General features: G+C 51.0%; 14 protein-coding genes and 1 pseudogene. 9 read left to right on the top strand and 6 right to left on the bottom strand.

The features are described from left to right. Positions 1-192 precede the first annotated feature (192 nt). The 3 genes from KIH39_RS16450 (at position 193) to KIH39_RS16440 (ending at position 6,882) form a co-directional block, all read left to right on the top strand. Positions 193-870, top strand: coding sequence for a 5-oxoprolinase subunit B family protein (locus KIH39_RS16450; protein WP_213494310.1), 678 nt, complete (start codon positions 193-195; stop codon positions 868-870). A gap of 72 nt (positions 871-942) precedes the next feature. Further along, positions 943-1,722, top strand: coding sequence for a dienelactone hydrolase family protein (locus KIH39_RS16445; RefSeq protein ID WP_213494309.1), 780 nt, complete (start codon positions 943-945; stop codon positions 1,720-1,722). 168 nt (positions 1,723-1,890) lie between these two features. Continuing rightward, positions 1,891-6,882 carry a beta strand repeat-containing protein gene (locus KIH39_RS16440; RefSeq protein WP_213494308.1) on the top strand — a complete coding sequence of 1,664 codons (4,992 nt, stop codon included), beginning with the start codon at positions 1,891-1,893 and terminating at the stop codon, positions 6,880-6,882. A 2-nt stretch (positions 6,883-6,884) separates the two neighbouring features. On the opposite strand, the gene KIH39_RS16435 is transcribed toward KIH39_RS16440, so the two are convergent. Then, positions 6,885-8,582 (bottom strand): amidase, encoded by a 1,698-nt coding sequence (locus tag KIH39_RS16435; protein ID WP_213494307.1) that lies wholly within the window; start codon positions 8,580-8,582, stop codon positions 6,885-6,887. A 147-nt stretch (positions 8,583-8,729) separates the two neighbouring features. Between KIH39_RS16435 and KIH39_RS16430 the strand changes: the two genes are divergently transcribed. From KIH39_RS16430 to KIH39_RS16410, 6 genes and pseudogenes are all read left to right on the top strand, one after another. Continuing rightward, entirely contained in the window at positions 8,730-9,098 is a 369-nt protein-coding gene (locus tag KIH39_RS16430) for an ArsR/SmtB family transcription factor (protein WP_246539319.1), read from the top strand. Then, positions 9,082-9,513, top strand: a pseudogene (locus KIH39_RS27215) (SRPBCC family protein); the annotation flags it as partial. The gene KIH39_RS16430 and the pseudogene KIH39_RS27215, both read left to right, overlap by 17 nt. After that, a complete protein-coding gene (locus tag KIH39_RS27210) occupies positions 9,496-9,957 on the top strand; it encodes an SRPBCC family protein (RefSeq protein ID WP_390623712.1) in 462 nt (153 codons plus the stop codon). The pseudogene KIH39_RS27215 and the gene KIH39_RS27210, both read left to right, overlap by 18 nt. 47 nt (positions 9,958-10,004) lie before the next feature. Then, positions 10,005-10,544, top strand: coding sequence for an SRPBCC family protein (locus KIH39_RS16420; RefSeq protein WP_213494304.1), 540 nt, complete (start codon positions 10,005-10,007; stop codon positions 10,542-10,544). A 42-nt stretch (positions 10,545-10,586) separates the two neighbouring features. Continuing rightward, positions 10,587-11,702 (top strand): WD40/YVTN/BNR-like repeat-containing protein, encoded by a 1,116-nt coding sequence (locus KIH39_RS16415; RefSeq protein WP_213494303.1) that lies wholly within the window; start codon positions 10,587-10,589, stop codon positions 11,700-11,702. Continuing rightward, entirely contained in the window at positions 11,699-11,995 is a 297-nt protein-coding gene (locus tag KIH39_RS16410; RefSeq protein WP_213494302.1) for a MoaD/ThiS family protein, read from the top strand. The genes KIH39_RS16415 and KIH39_RS16410 overlap by 4 nt, the downstream gene beginning before the upstream one ends. Before the next feature lie 85 nt (positions 11,996-12,080). Here the strand turns inward: KIH39_RS16410 and KIH39_RS16405 are convergent, their stop codons facing one another. From KIH39_RS16405 to KIH39_RS16385, 5 genes are all read right to left on the bottom strand, one after another. Then, a complete protein-coding gene (locus KIH39_RS16405) occupies positions 12,081-12,569 on the bottom strand; it encodes a hypothetical protein (RefSeq protein WP_213494301.1) in 489 nt (162 codons plus the stop codon). Between the two features lie 90 nt (positions 12,570-12,659). Next, a complete protein-coding gene (locus KIH39_RS16400) occupies positions 12,660-13,697 on the bottom strand; it encodes a DUF1559 family PulG-like putative transporter (RefSeq protein ID WP_213494300.1) in 1,038 nt (345 codons plus the stop codon). A 389-nt stretch (positions 13,698-14,086) separates the two neighbouring features. Next, positions 14,087-14,890, bottom strand: coding sequence for a PhzF family phenazine biosynthesis protein (locus KIH39_RS16395; protein WP_213494299.1), 804 nt, complete (start codon positions 14,888-14,890; stop codon positions 14,087-14,089). Continuing rightward, positions 14,887-15,564, bottom strand: coding sequence for a DUF6629 family protein (locus KIH39_RS16390; RefSeq protein WP_213494298.1), 678 nt, complete (start codon positions 15,562-15,564; stop codon positions 14,887-14,889). The genes KIH39_RS16395 and KIH39_RS16390 overlap by 4 nt, the downstream gene beginning before the upstream one ends. 80 nt (positions 15,565-15,644) lie before the next feature. Continuing rightward, positions 15,645-16,574: a hypothetical protein gene (locus KIH39_RS16385; RefSeq protein ID WP_213494297.1), complete on the bottom strand. Its 930-nt coding sequence runs from the start codon at positions 16,572-16,574 to the stop codon at positions 15,645-15,647. Between the last annotated feature and the right edge of the window lies 1 nt (position 16,575).

The following is a 16,575-nucleotide window of genomic DNA, read 5'->3' as shown; positions in this document are numbered from 1 at the left end:
CAGAATATGAACGGGGCTGTTTTTTGCTGCGCCGCAGTGGCCGAGTATGTCAGGTAAACCTGAAGAGTTCCAAGGGGGGGCGAAAGATCCTGTCCCAATCGTCCCTAAGATAGAAACTCATCTCTGTTTTTGATTTGAATTGGCCATAACAGCCGGCGTTTTTAAATCCGGGCTCTAGAAATCACTGATGTTATGCTATTATTTCCCATCAAGATAAGTCCTTTGGGTGATCAGGCGATTCTGACTTACTGGTCAACTGAGGTCGCCGCGCAAACTTTTGCTGTCCAGCTAAGAGCTCAAAATCCCGGCTGGCTTCAGGATGCGGTGCCGGCCTATAGCTCCGTTGGCATTTTCTTCGACCGAAGCAAAATTCGAATTCAGGAATTGATAGTGACACTCCGTGGGGGATTGGAAATCTCTGATTTCCAAGCGGAGAGTGTTACGGGTAAAACGCATCTAATTCCCTGCTGCTATGAGATGCAAAAGGACATGAGCCGCGTTTGCGATTTCACCAGGCTGAATCCGGAACAAGTCATTGAGCAGCACACCTCGGTTACCTACACCGTCTATGCCATCGGATTTTCCCCCGGCTTCCCCTATCTCGGCTATCTACCGGAGGCATTGCAGAATGTGCCGCGGCTCGACACGCCGCGATTACGGTTAGAAGCTGGTTCCGTGGGAATGACCGGTAAACAGACTGGCGTGTATCCGCTGGTTCGGCCGGGAGGCTGGAATATTGTGGCTAGAACGCCTCTGGTGCTCGTCGATGTTGAGGATCGGTACTTCCCTATCGATGTCGGGGACGCTGTGAAATTCGCAAGAATCGATGAAAAACGTTTCCGGGAGTTGGAAGGGGAACGACTCAATTAACACTCCGGCGTAAGATGTCTGGAGATTCGATGTAGCAATCTACGGAATCCTCTCAACCTCAGGAGAAACAGCATGAAACAGATTTTGTCAGCAATGGTGATTCTTTTCGGGGCCTCGCTGGTCCGAGCGGAAGTGAAGACGCGGACCATCGAATATACCTACGAAGGAACTAAACTCGTTGGTTTTCTGGCTTACGATGATGCTCATAAGGACAAGAAGCCGGGAGTGTTGGTGGTTCATGAGTGGTGGGGCTTGAACGACTATGCCAAGGAACGGGCGAAAGCTCTAGCGAAGCTGGGTTATGTGGCATTTTGTCCGGACATGTATGGGGAGGGAGCGACGACGGAGCATCCGGAAGATGCAGGCAAAATGTCCACTTTGGTTCGCAACAACGTTAAGATTTGGCAGGGTCGTGCTAATGCTGGTTTGAAGATTTTGGCGTCCCAGCCCGAGGTGGATTCGAGCAAATTGGCGGCGATCGGTTACTGTTTCGGAGGTTCGACGGCTCTGGAACTGGCCTATTCCGGGGCCAACTTGAAAGCGGTGTGTACATTCCATGCAGGGTTGCCGACTCCGTCAGAAACCGATGCGAAAGCCATCAAGGCCAAGGTGCTGGTTTGCAACGGCGCGGATGATACCTTTGTCTCGGCCGCTTCCATTAAGAATTTCAAGGCCGCGTTGACCCAAGCTGGAGTGGACCTGCAATTCGAAAACTATCCGGGAGCGGTTCACAGCTTTACGGTGGCCGAGGCGGATAAGAGAAAGTTGCCGGGGATGGCTTACAACAAGGCCGCGGATGAGAAGTCTTGGCAGCAGATGCAGGACCTGTTCCATAAAGTTTTCGCCAAGTAGTTAATTTTTCGTACTTTCCTGCTGTCGGGTAGAAAATTTACTCGACAGCAGACCCTTCCTTGATTTACACTTCACAATCCGAAAATCTCGGGATCGTTAAGTCCATGCCCCGCCATTACTTAACTGAACTTCATCGATAGACCTCTTTCGCTTTCTGGTGTCCTGAATATGCGTATCCGCCGACGCTGGCTTTTAGCGGCTGTTCTTGCAGCGCTTTATTCAAACTCCGATTTGAAAGCTCAGACAACTTACTATGCGACAGGGAACGGAAACTGGAGCACGGCTGGCACCTGGACGCCGAGTGGAATTCCGGGGGTCAATGATAGCGTCTACATTGGTAGCACGGGGGGTGGTGCCAATAGCGCGACCGTGGCGTTGCTCCAGGCTCAATATGCGAATGATGTGACCTTGGGCGACGGAGCGAGTGCGAGTGGTATCCTGAATCTCGGTGCCTATACCCTCACGGCAGGATCGCTAACGATCGGTAACGGTGGTAACGGAGCGATCACCCGAACGACTGGCTATCTGGTATTGGGCACGTTAAATATGAACGGGTCCAATACACTCGTGATGAATGCCAATGATAGTGTGAACTCGATTGCCCTGGCTGCTGGGGCGAGTCTGACAACCGCTTCGGTAAATAACATTACTTCCGCGAACGCTCCGAGCAGCATTTATGTGAGCACTGGCAGCACACTGACATTGGGTGCTAATCTCGATCTGTCGGCCAATGGGGGAAGCATTTATCTGACAGATGCCGGCAGCGTTTTGAATGCCAATGGTCACACGATTAATACCGGCCAATACGGAGTGTTGAGTATCGGCGATTCGGGTTCAGGAAATCCGACATTGCAGAATCGAGGACCAATCATAGGTAACCTGTCGGTTTCGAATCAGACTTTCAACCTCATTTCATCAGACAATTTAACAGGAGCCAATGGATTTACTCTGACCAATGGTTCCTCCACTCTTGTGGCTGGATCGGTAGTTAGCAGTTTAACACTTTACGGTTCGAATGCAACCACAACGCAAACTGGGAATATTACCGGAACCGTGACTGTGGCAAACGGAAGCACCTTAACGTTGGGTGCGAATTTGGATTTATCGGCGAACAATGGGTACAGTGTGAATTTGCAAGATTCAGGTAGCACCTTGAATGCGAATGGTCACACGATCAATGTTGGTCAATTCGGTGTCTTGAACATCGGTGTTAATGGTTCGGGCAATCCGACGTTGTTGAATCGGGGGCCGATCATCGGCAGTTTGTCGGTTGCCAATCAAGATTTCACATTAACTTCTTCAGATCAGATCACAGGTTCAAGCGGGTTTAGTTTAAGTAACGGTACGACGACCTTGGGAACTGGGGTAGTGGTGAGTACTCTTTCGTTGAGCAATAGTGCAAAGGCTACTACGACTCAGACGGGGAATATCACCGGGTCTATAACAATAGCGACTGGAAGTACGTTAACCCTAGGAGCGAATCTTGATGTGTCTGCGAATAGTACTGGATTTGGCTTCGTAAATCTACAAGACAACGCCAGTGTGTTGAATGCCAATGGATATTCGATCACAACCGGCTTCTTTGGTGGAGTAAATATCGGCACCTCCGGCTCTGGAATGCCAACAATTCAAAATCGGGGTCCGATTATTGGGAATTTGTCGGTATCGAATCAGAATATTACTTTGACTGCGGCGGATCAGATCACCGGAGCTAACGGTTTGACGTTGAGTAACGGTTCGACGACGTTGGGTTCGGGTGTGGTGATAAGTAGTTTAACGTTAAACAACTCTGCTTCAGCGACTACGACTCAGACGGGGAATATAACAGGTAGCGTAATTATTACTAGTGGCAGTACTTTGACCTTGGGAGCGAATCTGGATTTGTCGGCGGGTACAGGCCAGAATGTGTATTTGCAGGATTCGGGAAGTGTGTTGAATGCGAATGGTTACACGATCAACACGGGCACGAATGGGACACTCAGTATCGGTGTAACCGGATCTGGAAATCCGACGTTGTTGAATCGTGGTCCGATAATTGGGGGTTTGTCGGTAGCGAATCAGAATATTACTTTGACTGCCTCAGATCAGTTGAATGGAGCTTCTGGATTTTCGCTGAGTAATGGATCGACAGCCTTGGTTCCTGGAGTTGTGGTGTCCAGTCTCTATTTGAGTAACGGTGCGACCGCAACTACTTCACAGATTGGAAATATTACCAATGGTGTCTCAATATCAACAGGCAGTTCTCTTACTTTGGGAGCAGACCTAAATCTGACCAATTTGAACGCGGGAAGTGTTAATCTGACTGATAGTGGAAGCGTTTTGGATTGTCAGTTCCATACAATCACTACTGGGCCTTATGGTAGTGTAAACATCGGATTGACCGGTACCGGTAATCCAACTATCCTTCATCGCGGTCCTATTATTGGCAGTTTGTCAGTAGCAAATCAAAGCATTACGTTGACCACAGCCGATCAAATTACTGGGCCTTATGGTTTGAGTCTCAGCGGAGTTGCCGCCACAACAGTTTTAGGTACTGGAATTGTCATCAGCGGACTTAATTTGTCTAACGGCGCAACTGCGACCACAACGCAGACAGGGAATATTGCGGGGCAGGTTGGCGTTAATATCACATCGGGAAGTACGCTTAATTTGGGTGCAAATTTAGATCTTTCCGCCTTCAATTATGCCAACGTCAACTTGCAAGATGCGGGCAGTGTATTAAATGCGAATGGATATAGTATTAAGACGGGGTATTATCAGCAATTCTTCATTGGCACAAATGGTATCGGTAATCCTACATTACAGAGTAGAGGCCCGATCCTAGGAAATCTCTCGATTGCAAATCAAAGCTTTACTTTAAGTCCCGCGGATCAACTTAATGGCGGTTATGGATTGAGCTTGAGTGGCAACCTCGCTACGACCGTTTTAGGGACCGGTGTTGTAGTTAGCGGATTAAGTCTGACGAATGGAGCTTCAGCAACAACGACGCAAGCTGGGAATATTGCAGGCCAAGCCGGTGTGAGCGTTGCATCGGGTAGCACTCTCACACTTGGAGCAAATCTGGATGTATCCGCTTTTAGCTACGCAAATATAAACTTGCAGGACGCAGGTAGTGTTATAAATGCCAATGGATACACAATAACGACGGGTTACTATCAGCAAGTTTTCGTAGGTGTAAATGGTACGGGTGCTCCGACTCTCGTCAACCGAGGTCCAATCGTAGGCAATCTCTCCATCAATGGAATTGATCTCGATCTCACTACCTCCGATAATCTCAATGGCGCCTATGGATTCACTGTTGCTAACGGCACGACAACTTTAAATCCCGGGATCGTTGTAAGTAACCTGACCTTGAATGAAGGTGGAATTGCAGTCGCCACGGCAGGAACGACTAATCCAGTTGCAGGTCAATTTGCTATCAGTGGCGGAACACTTAGCCTTCCCAGTGGTTCCGTTTTTACATCGGCCGCAACTTCGACAATCAATCTCTCCACCGGATCCATCACCGGGACGGGTACCTTAATCAACAACGGTACACTCAATTACACCGGCGGGACGATCACCAATATCACATTTACCAATAATGGAACGCTGACCGTAACAGGGAGCCTCGATCTCAGCACGGTGAATATCACCAACTATGCGGCGAATACCCTCACGGGCGGAATCTGGCAAGTCAACGATAATTCCACTCTGAGCTTTGGCTCCAATCTCATTACCACCATCGCGGCCAATACTACCGTGATCCTGGGTGGCCCCAATGCGACCTTCACAGCTATCAATGGCTTGAGCACCAATAACGGTACATTGTCCCTTCAAGGGGGTAGGACCTTCACCGCAGGTTTGAATTTCAATAACACCGGAACGGTGGACGTTCAGAATGGAACGCTCGATCTCAGTAACAGCAACATCATCAATTTCTCGGGCGGTACGTTGACCGGCGGTACCTGGTCGGTGGGAGACACCAATAATTCAAATGGTACCATCAATTTTGGCTCGAAATCGATCACTACTCTGGCCTCCAGTACCACCGTCATATTAAGCGGTACAGGGGCGACTTTTAATGCCATCAATAATCTGGCCACCAACAACGGCAACTTTCAGGTCATCAACGGCAAAAGTTTTACGACCGTTGGCACGTTCCTGAACAACGGTTCGCTCACGGTAGGTACTAATTCGACGTTAGCAGTACCCGGCGATCTCACTAACTCGGCTACCGGCACACTCATCAATTATGGGAATATCAACGTCGGCGGAACATTTTCGACCAGCGGCAATTATCAAAATTATGGAACTCTCTCTTCCAATAACCCCGGCTACTTCAACGGCGGCACCGTCAGCACCAGCGGCACCATCACCTTGGGATCGACGCTCACGGTGAATAGTTCCACGAATCTTCTCAATGGAACGGTAAGCGTAACAGGCACCACAACAGTTAATTCCACTCTGACTGTCAGCGGCGGGGCAAATTTTACAGGTTCCGGGAATTTGATCGTTACGAATTCTTCGCAACTCTCGCTGCCCGACCCGACAAGCCAGGTTTCCAAAGTGGTGACAATTCAATCGGGTGGTTATGTCAACGGCAACGGGACGATTTCCACTCTCTCGGTGCAGTCGGGCGGCATTTTGAAGCCAGGCGATTCTCCTGGAATTATTACCATCACCAATGGCTTGGACCTTGGCGGCGGAGCAGTCATCGACGTGCCCCCCGGGAATTCAAATACTCAGGGAAATACCAAGCCAGGCAGCGGTTTCGACACCATTACCATTACTACCAGTAATACGATAATTCGTCCGGGTGCATCGATGCAGATTCGCACGACTCAGCCGAACTGGGGCGATTCTTTCTGGGGCGTGTCCGAAAGTTGGCGGGTCATCACCAACAGCAAGGGCAATTTCGTCGATCAGAATAGCATTATCCTAACCGGGTCGAACGCTCCGTTTGTCTACGGTATGATCGATACCAATAACAACCCAATCTCATACAGCAGTTATGGCACCATCACGACAAGCATCATCAACAATTCGGATGGTTCCTCCACCATGGATCTGATTTGGCAGCCGACACCGGTGCCCGAGCCGGTATTCCTGGTGGGTCTGGCCGCGATCCTGGTTCCGGTGTTGCGACGGAGGAGAACACCGTCGCACCCGGCCGTTTGAGCTTACTTCTTTTCCTTCACAACCACTTTATCCATTGGTGGATGCTTCAGGTGGTGCCCGGTCGCTTTTTGGTATGCGCTCGCCACTGCCAGCAGATCGCTTTCGCCATACAGCCGTCCTGTGAAAGTGATGGCCGTAGGCGTCGAGATCTCATTCATCTTTCGGAACCCATTGGGCATCACGGCCGTCGGGTGACCGGTCAAGTTGGTGATGCCGAGATCTGGAATACCGACGTACATGTCCACTTTTTCGAAGATCTTGGCCATTTCTTCCATGAGCACGGCTCGCAGTCGATTGGCTCGCAGATATTCCACTGCCGAGATGAACTGACCGCCGCGGAAAATCTCCGGCCAGGAGTTTAAACCTTCGGTTACGCCCTTGCGCGTCAGATCATCAAAGGCCGAGGCACATTCGGCATTGAGAATAATCGAGGTAATGCCCATCGGCACTTTGTTCGGTAAAGAAAGGGGAATCAATTCCACGCCGAGTTCTTTTAGAACCTGCAATTCCGTTCGATCTTTGACCTCTTTCGCACCTTCCGCATAACCGACCTTGATTCCCTTGAGATCTTTCCGACCCGGCCAGTTGAAAGGGCGATCGACGGCACAATTGTCGAGACCATCCGCGCCATGGATCACCCCTAAAATCAAGGCGCAATCTTCCAGTGAACGTGCGATAGGACCGAGCTTGTCCATACTCCAGGCGAGTGCCATGCAGCCGGCCCGGCTAACGCGTCCGAAGGTGGGACGCAAACCGCTCGCGCCGCATCGCGTGCTCGGGGAAATGATGCTTCCAAGTGTTTCCGTACCAATTGCGAAGCCGACCAAGCCAGCCACGGCCGCGCAAGCGGAACCCGCAGAGGAGCCACTCGAGCCGACCTCCACGTTCCAGGGATTGCGGGTCATGCCGCCGAACCACTGGTCCCCCATGGCCAGGGCTCCTAGCGTCAATTTGGCCACCAGCACTGCTCCGGCGTCGTCGAGTCGTTGGGCCACAGTCGCTTTGGTCTTCAGCAGTTGTTCCTTATACGGCGTGGCTCCCCAGGTGGTCTTGTAGCCAGGGTAGGAAATCAAATCCTTCGCTCCCCAGGGGATGCCGTGAAGAGGTCCGCGATATTTCCCGGCAGCGATTTCCTTGTCGGCTTCGGCCGCCTGTTTGAGGGCTAGCTCCTCGGTGAGTGTGACTACACACAGTAGGGCCGGGTCGTATTTTTTCAGACGAGACAGATACAGTTTGGTCAACTCGAGGGACGTGACTTGTTTCGTTCGAATCAGTTCTCCCAAAGCTGTGACGGGTAGAAAAGCCAGTTCCTCCTCGCTCGCAGGTTTTTTGATTCCCTTCGATTCGCCGATCTCGACGGTCCCGCGATTCGGTTTTTCAGAGGGGACTTTCCAAGGCTCCGGCTGGAAGGACAGGGCCGGGGCATGGGCATTCGTGAGCTCGAATCCTCGCATCGAGGCAATTGCGCGGAGTTCACCATTCACAGTTCGGACGATGGACTTCCGAGCAGCTTCATCGAGTTTAATGCCGGAAATCCATTCGGCCTGTTGAATCATCCCTTCGGTAATGGTGGAGGATTGTTGAGCTTGAGCGGCGACCGATCTTTGAAATGGAAGCGAGCCAATTCCGAGCGCGCCCAAAATTTTCAAGAGACTTCGACGACTTGGGGTGAGGGAGGGGGGATCAATTTCTGAATTCATAAATAAACCTCAAAAATTATAAATGGAAACGAGAGCCTTGCGCTTTAGTGTAGGTATTCTTCACGCTTCCGGGCGATCCCGGACTTGACCGGAATCTCCAGATTATTAATTTACCAATCGGTTAATTAACCTGGTGGTAAATTGCGCATGTCCGCCGATCCCTTGAGTGCTGTCTTCGCCGCTTTGGCCGATCCCACGCGTCGCGCGATTCTGTGGAAGCTGTCGAGCGGGGAGTGTTCCGTCAACGAACTGGCGGAGCCTTTTGAAATCACCCTACCCGCCGTTTCGAAACATCTGAAAGTTCTGGAAAAAGCGGGACTGATTCGTCGGGGGCGTGAGGCTCAATCGCGACCGTGCCGACTCGAACCGGCTCCGTTGAAGAGTGCCGCCGAGTGGATCGAACATTACCATCGATTCTGGGAAGAAAGCTTCGATCGACTCGATGCCTATTTGAAGGATCTTCAAAATCAGAAGAATCCTCGCAAGAAAGAGAAAAAAAATGCCTCAAAAAGATGAACCGAATGCCGTTCAGCCCCTGATGGAAGTTTCCAGGATCTTTCAAGCTTCCTGCGATCAAGTGTACGATGCCTGGCTCGACCCCCGTTCCCTGGGAAGATGGCTGTTCGCTACGCCGCAGGGAGAAATGGTTCGGGTGGAAACCGAACCTCGTCCCGGCGGTAAGCTGGTTATTGTCGAGAAGCGTGGAGAAACCCTGGCGGAACATTTCGGGATCTACCTGGAACTAGATCGGCCCCGAAAGCTGGTGTTCTCGTTTTCCACGGACCGGGAATCGGAGCCGACCATTGTCACGGTTTTATTCGAGGCCGTGCCGGAAGGATGCAAAATGACCGTGTCGCATCCGATTGCGCCGAAGTGGGCCAATTTCAAGGATCGCGCTCAAGCAGGCTGGAGTATGATCCTGGAAAATCTTTCCGGAGTGCTCGCCACCGGGCGAGAGTTGATATCCAGCAGATTTTTTGATTTTCCCCGCGAGTTGGTTTTCGAAGCTTGGAAAGACCCGGATCACATCATCCACTGGTGGGGGCCGAACGGGTTTACGAATACATTTGAAGAATTCGATTTTCGAATAGGGGGGCATTGGCGATTCGTCATGCACGGCCCGAACGGCGCGAACTTCCAGAATCACATTATTTTCACCGATATTTTAGAACCGGAAAAAATTGAATTCGATCATGTCTCCCTGCCGTATTTTCAAGTAATGGTTAACTTTGAAGAGTCGAATGGAAAAACCAAAGTGACCTTCCGGCAAACCTTCAAGACTCTCGAGGAATGTCAGCGATTGCGAAGTATTGCAGTCCCGGCAAATGAACAGAATTTTGACAGGCTTAATGCCGAATTGACCAAGATGACATAAAAGCATATTATCAGTCGCGCTTTTCCTTACCACCTTGGGAGATTTCGATGCTGGAGATTCTGATTTATGTTGGTATCGCTCTAGCCGCTTTCTTCCTGGTGATAATCGGCCTCGCACTGACCAAGCCCAAAAAATTCGTAGTGGAGCGCAGCCAGAATATTCAAGCATCTCCCGCGAAAATTTACGAGTACATTAGCGATTTTCACCACTGGAAGAGCTGGTCGCCGTGGGAAAAACTGGATCCAGAAATGCAGGCCACTTTTAGCGGGGCGGAGAAGGGAAAAGGTGCGGTTTACGAATGGCTCGGGAATAAGAAGGCGGGCCAGGGACGCATGGAAATATTGGATGCGGAGCCGGAACGATATGTCTCCATCAAGTTGGATTTCATCAAGCCATTCCCGAGTCATAATACGACGACATTCAAACTCGAGCCCCAAGCGGAACATTCGACTGTGATGACTTGGCGAATGGAAGGTCCCATGGTGTTCATGGGTCGAGTGATGAGTGTTTTCATTAACATGGAGAAAATGGTGGGGCGCGATTTCGAAAATGGCCTGTTGAACCTCAAGGAACTTGCCGAAAAATAAAAAATAAAATTTTGTAAATTTCTTCCTCTCCAGAGTCCTACTATGAGCCATGTTCGCGTACTGGTTGGTACCCGCAAAGGGGCTTTTCTCCTCAACTCTGATGCCGAACGCAAAAAATGGGAAGTGAATGGCCCATACTTCGGCGGTTGGGAAATCTACCACATGAAGGGCTCGCCCGCCGATCCCGATCGGATCTATGCGTCCCAGACCAGTTCCTGGTTTGGCCAGATGATTCAGAGATCGGACGATGGCGGTAAGACTTGGAATCCCGTGGGAAACAAATTCGTGTACGATGGGATTCCCGGCACCCATATGTGGTACGACGGCACCCCACATCCTTGGGAGTTCAAGCGGATCTGGCATCTGGAGCCTTCCTTAACCGATCCCAATAAGGTTTTCGCCGGTGCGGAAGATGCCGCTCTATTCGTTACTAACGATGGCGGGCAGAACTGGGAAGAACTGTCGGGATTGCGCAAGCACGGCACCGGACCAAAATGGCAGCCGGGGGCCGGAGGGATGTGTCTGCACACCATCTTGCTGGATCCATCCAATAGCCAGCGCATTTATATTGCCATCTCGGCCGCCGGTGCTTTTCGGACCGATGACGGCGGCCAGAGTTGGAAGCCCATCAACAAGGGACTCCATTCCAAATACATACCCGATCCGACGGCGGAAGTTGGCCATTGCGTGCACCATGTGGCCATGAACCCGAAACGCCCCAACGTCCTGTTCATGCAGAAACACTGGGACATCATGCGATCCGATGATGCCGGCGATAACTGGACGCGTGTCAGCGGCAATCTACCCACAGACTTCGGGTTTGTCATTGACGTGCACGCTCACGAACCCAACACAATTTATATCGTTCCCATCAAGAGCGATTCCGAACATTACCCCATGGATGGTAAGTTGCAGGTCTATCGCAGCAGGACGGGCGGTCATGAATGGGAAGCCTTGACTCAAGGGCTTCCTCAAGAAAATTGCTACGTCAACGTTCTTCGAGATGCCATGGCGGTGGATAGCCTCGATTCCTGCGGTGTCTACTTCGGCACCACAGGCGGGCAGGTGTACGTCTCGGCCGATTCAGGCGATAACTGGACCGCCATCGTTCGGGATCTTCCCGCGGTCCTCTCGGTGGAGGTACAGACGATCTTATGATCCGTGTGATTCTGCCCTATCACTTGAGAACGCTGGCGAACGTCGGAGAGGAAATTAGCCTGGAAATCGATGAGGCCGGGGATATCGGTTCCGTTCTGAATGCACTGGAAGCCCGCTATCCCGTTTTACTCGGGACGATCCGCGATCATGTTACTAAACGCCGTCGACCCATGTTGCGATTTTTTGCGTGCGAGGAAGATATATCACACGAACCTTTCGAGTATAAGCTACCCGCGGACATTTTGAGTGGTAAAGAACCTTTCTGGATTCTCGGAGCTATTGCTGGCGGATGAAGTTTTTAAATGCAAGAAAGTCGCAATTACCCAAGTGGGAGTTGCGACTTTCAGTTTTTTAGAAACCTAATCTTCGGCGGGGATTTTATTTTTTAGCGTCGCCGGAGGCCGCATTCGACTTCATTTCAATGTCATAGGTGATTACCCCTCTTCCCTTGGCTTCGAGATTCAGAGGAGTTTTCTCGGGATCCTCGTAGATCGCCGGAGCATCGATGAAGGTTCCTTCCATCGTAGGCGCTCCAACACCCTTTGTCGGGTTGGCGTTCTTTTTACCAAGCGCCATTGCACTACCCTTAAAGGGAGTGGTTTTTACCACTATTCGCAGGAAGCCGGCCGGCACATTTCCCAGGGAGTATGTTCCATCGGCATTGATCCTCGTGCTCTGAGCATTGCCGCTTACCTGGATGCCGGTAAAGGGGAATGCCATCACTTGGCCAATCGTGATGGGCTTTCCGTCCAAGGTGACGGATCCTTTGATTTCGATGCCCGTACCCGGATCGAGTCGGGGACCGCAGCCTTCAGTGACGAATAGAATTGCGAGTAAGAGTGCAGGGGGGATTAGACGTAATCTCATGGCATGTTGCTCCAGAGGTGGGAATATATAAACAAGAAACCTCGGCGGAGCGTTCGCCGAGGGTCAAAAATATTTAATCAAAATTAACGCTTACCAATCGGAACCCAGAATTTCTCCACCATCGGGAGTAATCGCGGCACTCCAGGTCTGGTAAGAAATATTGGTGCTAACATTTCGAACGCTACCATCGCCCAATAGGCATTGGCAACCGCTGGCCGTCAGGGCCGTTGGACGCCAGTAGGAGCAGTTGGCGGGAGCGGGTTGAGCCTGCGGAACTTCCCAGTAGCCGTTGTTGTCACTCCAGTTACTGACTGGCCATTGGGTAGAGATACCGGCAAACCAAGGCGTGCTGTTGACATCCTGATCGGTACCCCAGGCGGACACGAAAGGATTACCGTTCAAGTTGTTGGGCTGGCTGGCACCGCAAATCATCATCTTTTCCGCGACAAAAATGGTATTGGACAAACCATCGCTAACTCCGGCAATCGTTCGTTGGCCGCCACCGCTACCGTCCCAAATGTTCCAAACGTAGGCTTTGGGATTCTTGGCGAAGACGCGGTAGCTCGGTGCGTAGCTAGTGAGGCCGACGGGCACTGGATTGTTACTATTCACCCAACTCCAATTGGCGGTAACGGTGTTGGCGACACTGTAATCGGTCGGTGACAACAGAACGTTCAGTTTCTGACCGAGCACGATATCTGCTGGACCGGTCACCCAACTGTACACGTTCGAAGGCTGACCGCTCTTAGCATAGAGTGGCCCCTGCTCCAGGTAAGGAAGCAAGCAAGAAAAGAAAGTGATTTCGTAGTAGGAAACGGCACCAGGCTGGGCCAAGGGGGCATACGGCCCGGTGTATGGGTTAGGTCCACCATAGCCGCCCTGTGCGGACGAGTACGATGCCCACCATCCAGCCGAAACTGGAGGAAATGCACCCAAAGAATCATGGGCATTGTGAAGTGCCAGACCAATCTGCTTCAGATTGTTGGCAGATTTCATACGTGCAGCCGCTTCACGGACTTTTTGGACGGCCGGTAACAACAGGCCGATGAGTATCGCAATAATTGCGATCACGACGAGAAGCTCGATCAGGGTGAAACCCGACCGACGGTTGGAGAGAAACCGTTTCATTGAGACCTCTTAAAGTAAAAAGTATACGGTCATAGTCTTGATCGAAGTGACCAAGCGTCGACCTGATAAATAGAAAAAGCTCCTTAAAGCTGAGTTCTTAGACCAAGAAGGTGATCTGTAAATCGCGGTACGCTGACCTAGGCCACAAAACCGCTACTTAACTTGTAAACAGATTTCATTTCGGAGTCAAATACAAATTGGAAATTTATCAGGATTCAGAGGGGGCGCACGAAGCAGAAAATAATAAAAATCTCGCTGAATAATAAGAATGAGAGGGATCAGGGAATTTACGCAATTTGTTGGAAACTCCCGATTTCACCGATTGAACTCCACCATTTCAATCTTGTTGATTTTTTCACAAGCGGTTTATTTGCGGATATAGTTGTCCCTTATTTTTGTCCTTGAAATACATCAATATTCAAAAATCCCTGCATATAGGTTGTGGCTCTACCGCCTATTCCTACGCGTTCACCCCGGAGTTCACAGAACAGCTCCCCACCTCGAGCTGAAATCTGTCGCGCCTTTAGTACGGTTTTCCCCAGACGAGTGGACCAGTAGGGAATCAGCGTGCTGTGAGCGGAGCCGGTAACGGGGTCTTCATCGACTCCGGCTCGCGGCGCGAAAAATCGCGATACAAAATCGACTTGTTTTCCAGGAGCCGTGGTGATGATTCCCAGAGTATCGATTTTTTTTAATTCCTGAAAATTCGGATTCAGCTCAGCCACGCTCTTTTCATCCGGCAGTACGACCAGATAGTCCCGGGCTTTGCCAATGAATAGAGCCTCTGTAATACCCAAACCTTCCAGGAGTGAGGCCGGGGCATTGCAGGCAACAGCGGGGCGGGAAGGGAAGTCCAGTTCGAAGTAATCCGCCTTTCGGCGAACAGTCAATATTCCGGAGCGGGTTTCAAAAGCGATCTTGTCTTTTGGATAGCCATAGTGCTGAAAAAGGACGTAGGCCGGGGCGAGAGTGGCGTGGCCGCAAAGATCCATCTCCAGATTCGGCGTAAACCATCGCAATAAAAAATGGTCCGATTTCTGTACTACGAACGCCGTTTCGGGCAAGCCATTTTCAGCGGCAATCGCTTGCAATAAGGAATCGGGAAGCCACTCGGGCAGAAAACACACTCCCGCAGGATTGCCGTGGAAGATTCGATCGGAAAACGCGTCGATCTGAAAATAGGGAATGCTCATAAGCTCGGCTTCTCTTTATTAGGGAGCTGGTAAAACATGATCACCAGATAAAAGGACAAAACGGCCGCGAAGAAACACCACACCGAAACGAAAGCGTAATCGTAAAGGGCTATTGTCACCCCGGCGGATATTCCCAGCGCCAAACCTGGGATTTTCCCCAGAGATTCCGAACTAAACGCCATCGGCAGAGCCACCATGAGAAAGTAAATGATCCGTAACGGTGTCTTCGGCAAATACTGATAGATCCATAGATCGGGATAGTAATACTGGATGGAATGCCGCTCGACGCGCGTGATGAGCAATTCGGACGGCCCAAATACCAGCGGTAAATACATGGCGAATAACCAGAACGTACTGAGAATTGCGAAGCCCCAGAACAGCCATTTCTTTGTGGACGGTGGTTCCATGATCGCGGCCACCAACGGAAACCAAAAAGGCCAGAAAGCGATCGCGAAAAATAAGAATGCCAGCGAGCTCAGTCGGAGGTTTTCTCCAGTACCGGTAATGTTCTGCCAGACGAAGCCTTCGCAAATTTGCTGTATCCCGAATACCAGGGGAATACAGGCGAGATAAATCGTCCGAGGATTGATTCTCACTGCTTGTCGAATACAGAAGAGCCCGGCCGGGATCAATCCTGCACCGACTGTAAAACTGGCCTCTGGCGAAAAGCACATAAAACTTCTCCACGGTTACATTTACGGGGGAAATTTTATGCGTTGAAGTCCAGATTCCCTAACGACATTTCGGAATTCCGCTAAAGAACTCTCAACATTCCTACCACTAACAATGTGGCCAGTACCATACTCGAGAGACAAACGATTAGGCCCCAGGTTCGTGTGGATTTGATTTGCCACCACATGAATAAGCCCGATACTCCCCAGAAGATCAGCACAACGGACATGATGTCGACAATCACAGCCCAACCCCACCGCGCAGTTCGAGCGGAAGGGTAGCCATGCGCTTTGTGAAGAGAAAGCAAAAATTGACGGGCCGATAGCGAACGACCTGAATCGGCTTCCAGCGGCTTTCCAGAGACGCTTCCTGTCAAGGAATTATAACTCACCAGCCAGGGCTCCCCATCGACCGACATAGGGAATTGCAGATCGGGAACGGAAGTGATGCGAACTTCGCCCGATGGTAATCCCTTGCGTTCCAGAATCGTCGGGAGACTTTCCCGGAACTGCGTGCCAAGGGGTACCCCGGCTTGTACTCCCTCTTTCTGAGCGAAAGGGGCGACAGTCTCGGGAGGTTTTTTTGTGGTCGGCTTGGGCTTAGTGATCGTTCCCCCATTCCCATTCACTTCAAAAAGCGCATTCCAGGGTCCATCGGTGGTATTCACAACGGCAAAAGCGAAATCCCGGCTGTATTTTGCCTTCTCCACATCCAGTAGTTGCAAACTCTTATCTGGCAGCCTGCTTTTCAAAACCTCAAAGACTTGCGCTGCGATGTCGGAAGGGGGTGAGCGAGACTCCAAGGGAGTTCCCGCGATTTCGCTCGCACCATAGTAATGCAGCGGCTGTTCGTTGAAAAATTCCGGATGGTTGAACAGTAGCCCGCTGCTGCCGTAGATCAGAGCCCAGGGGAAGAGCAGAAGCCCCAGATAGAGATGGAGCCGACGGAGTATTTGCAGCGTTTTTTTGCTGAACGAGCGGCGCGGAAATTCTGCAGATTCAAGGACTGCCATG

Origin of the sequence: Telmatocola sphagniphila (assembly GCF_018398935.1) — a bacterium.
GTDB lineage: Bacteria > Planctomycetota > Planctomycetia > Gemmatales > Gemmataceae > Telmatocola > Telmatocola sphagniphila.
Note: the sequence above shows the minus strand (reverse complement) of the source record. Positions and strands in the feature narration are given on the sequence as shown.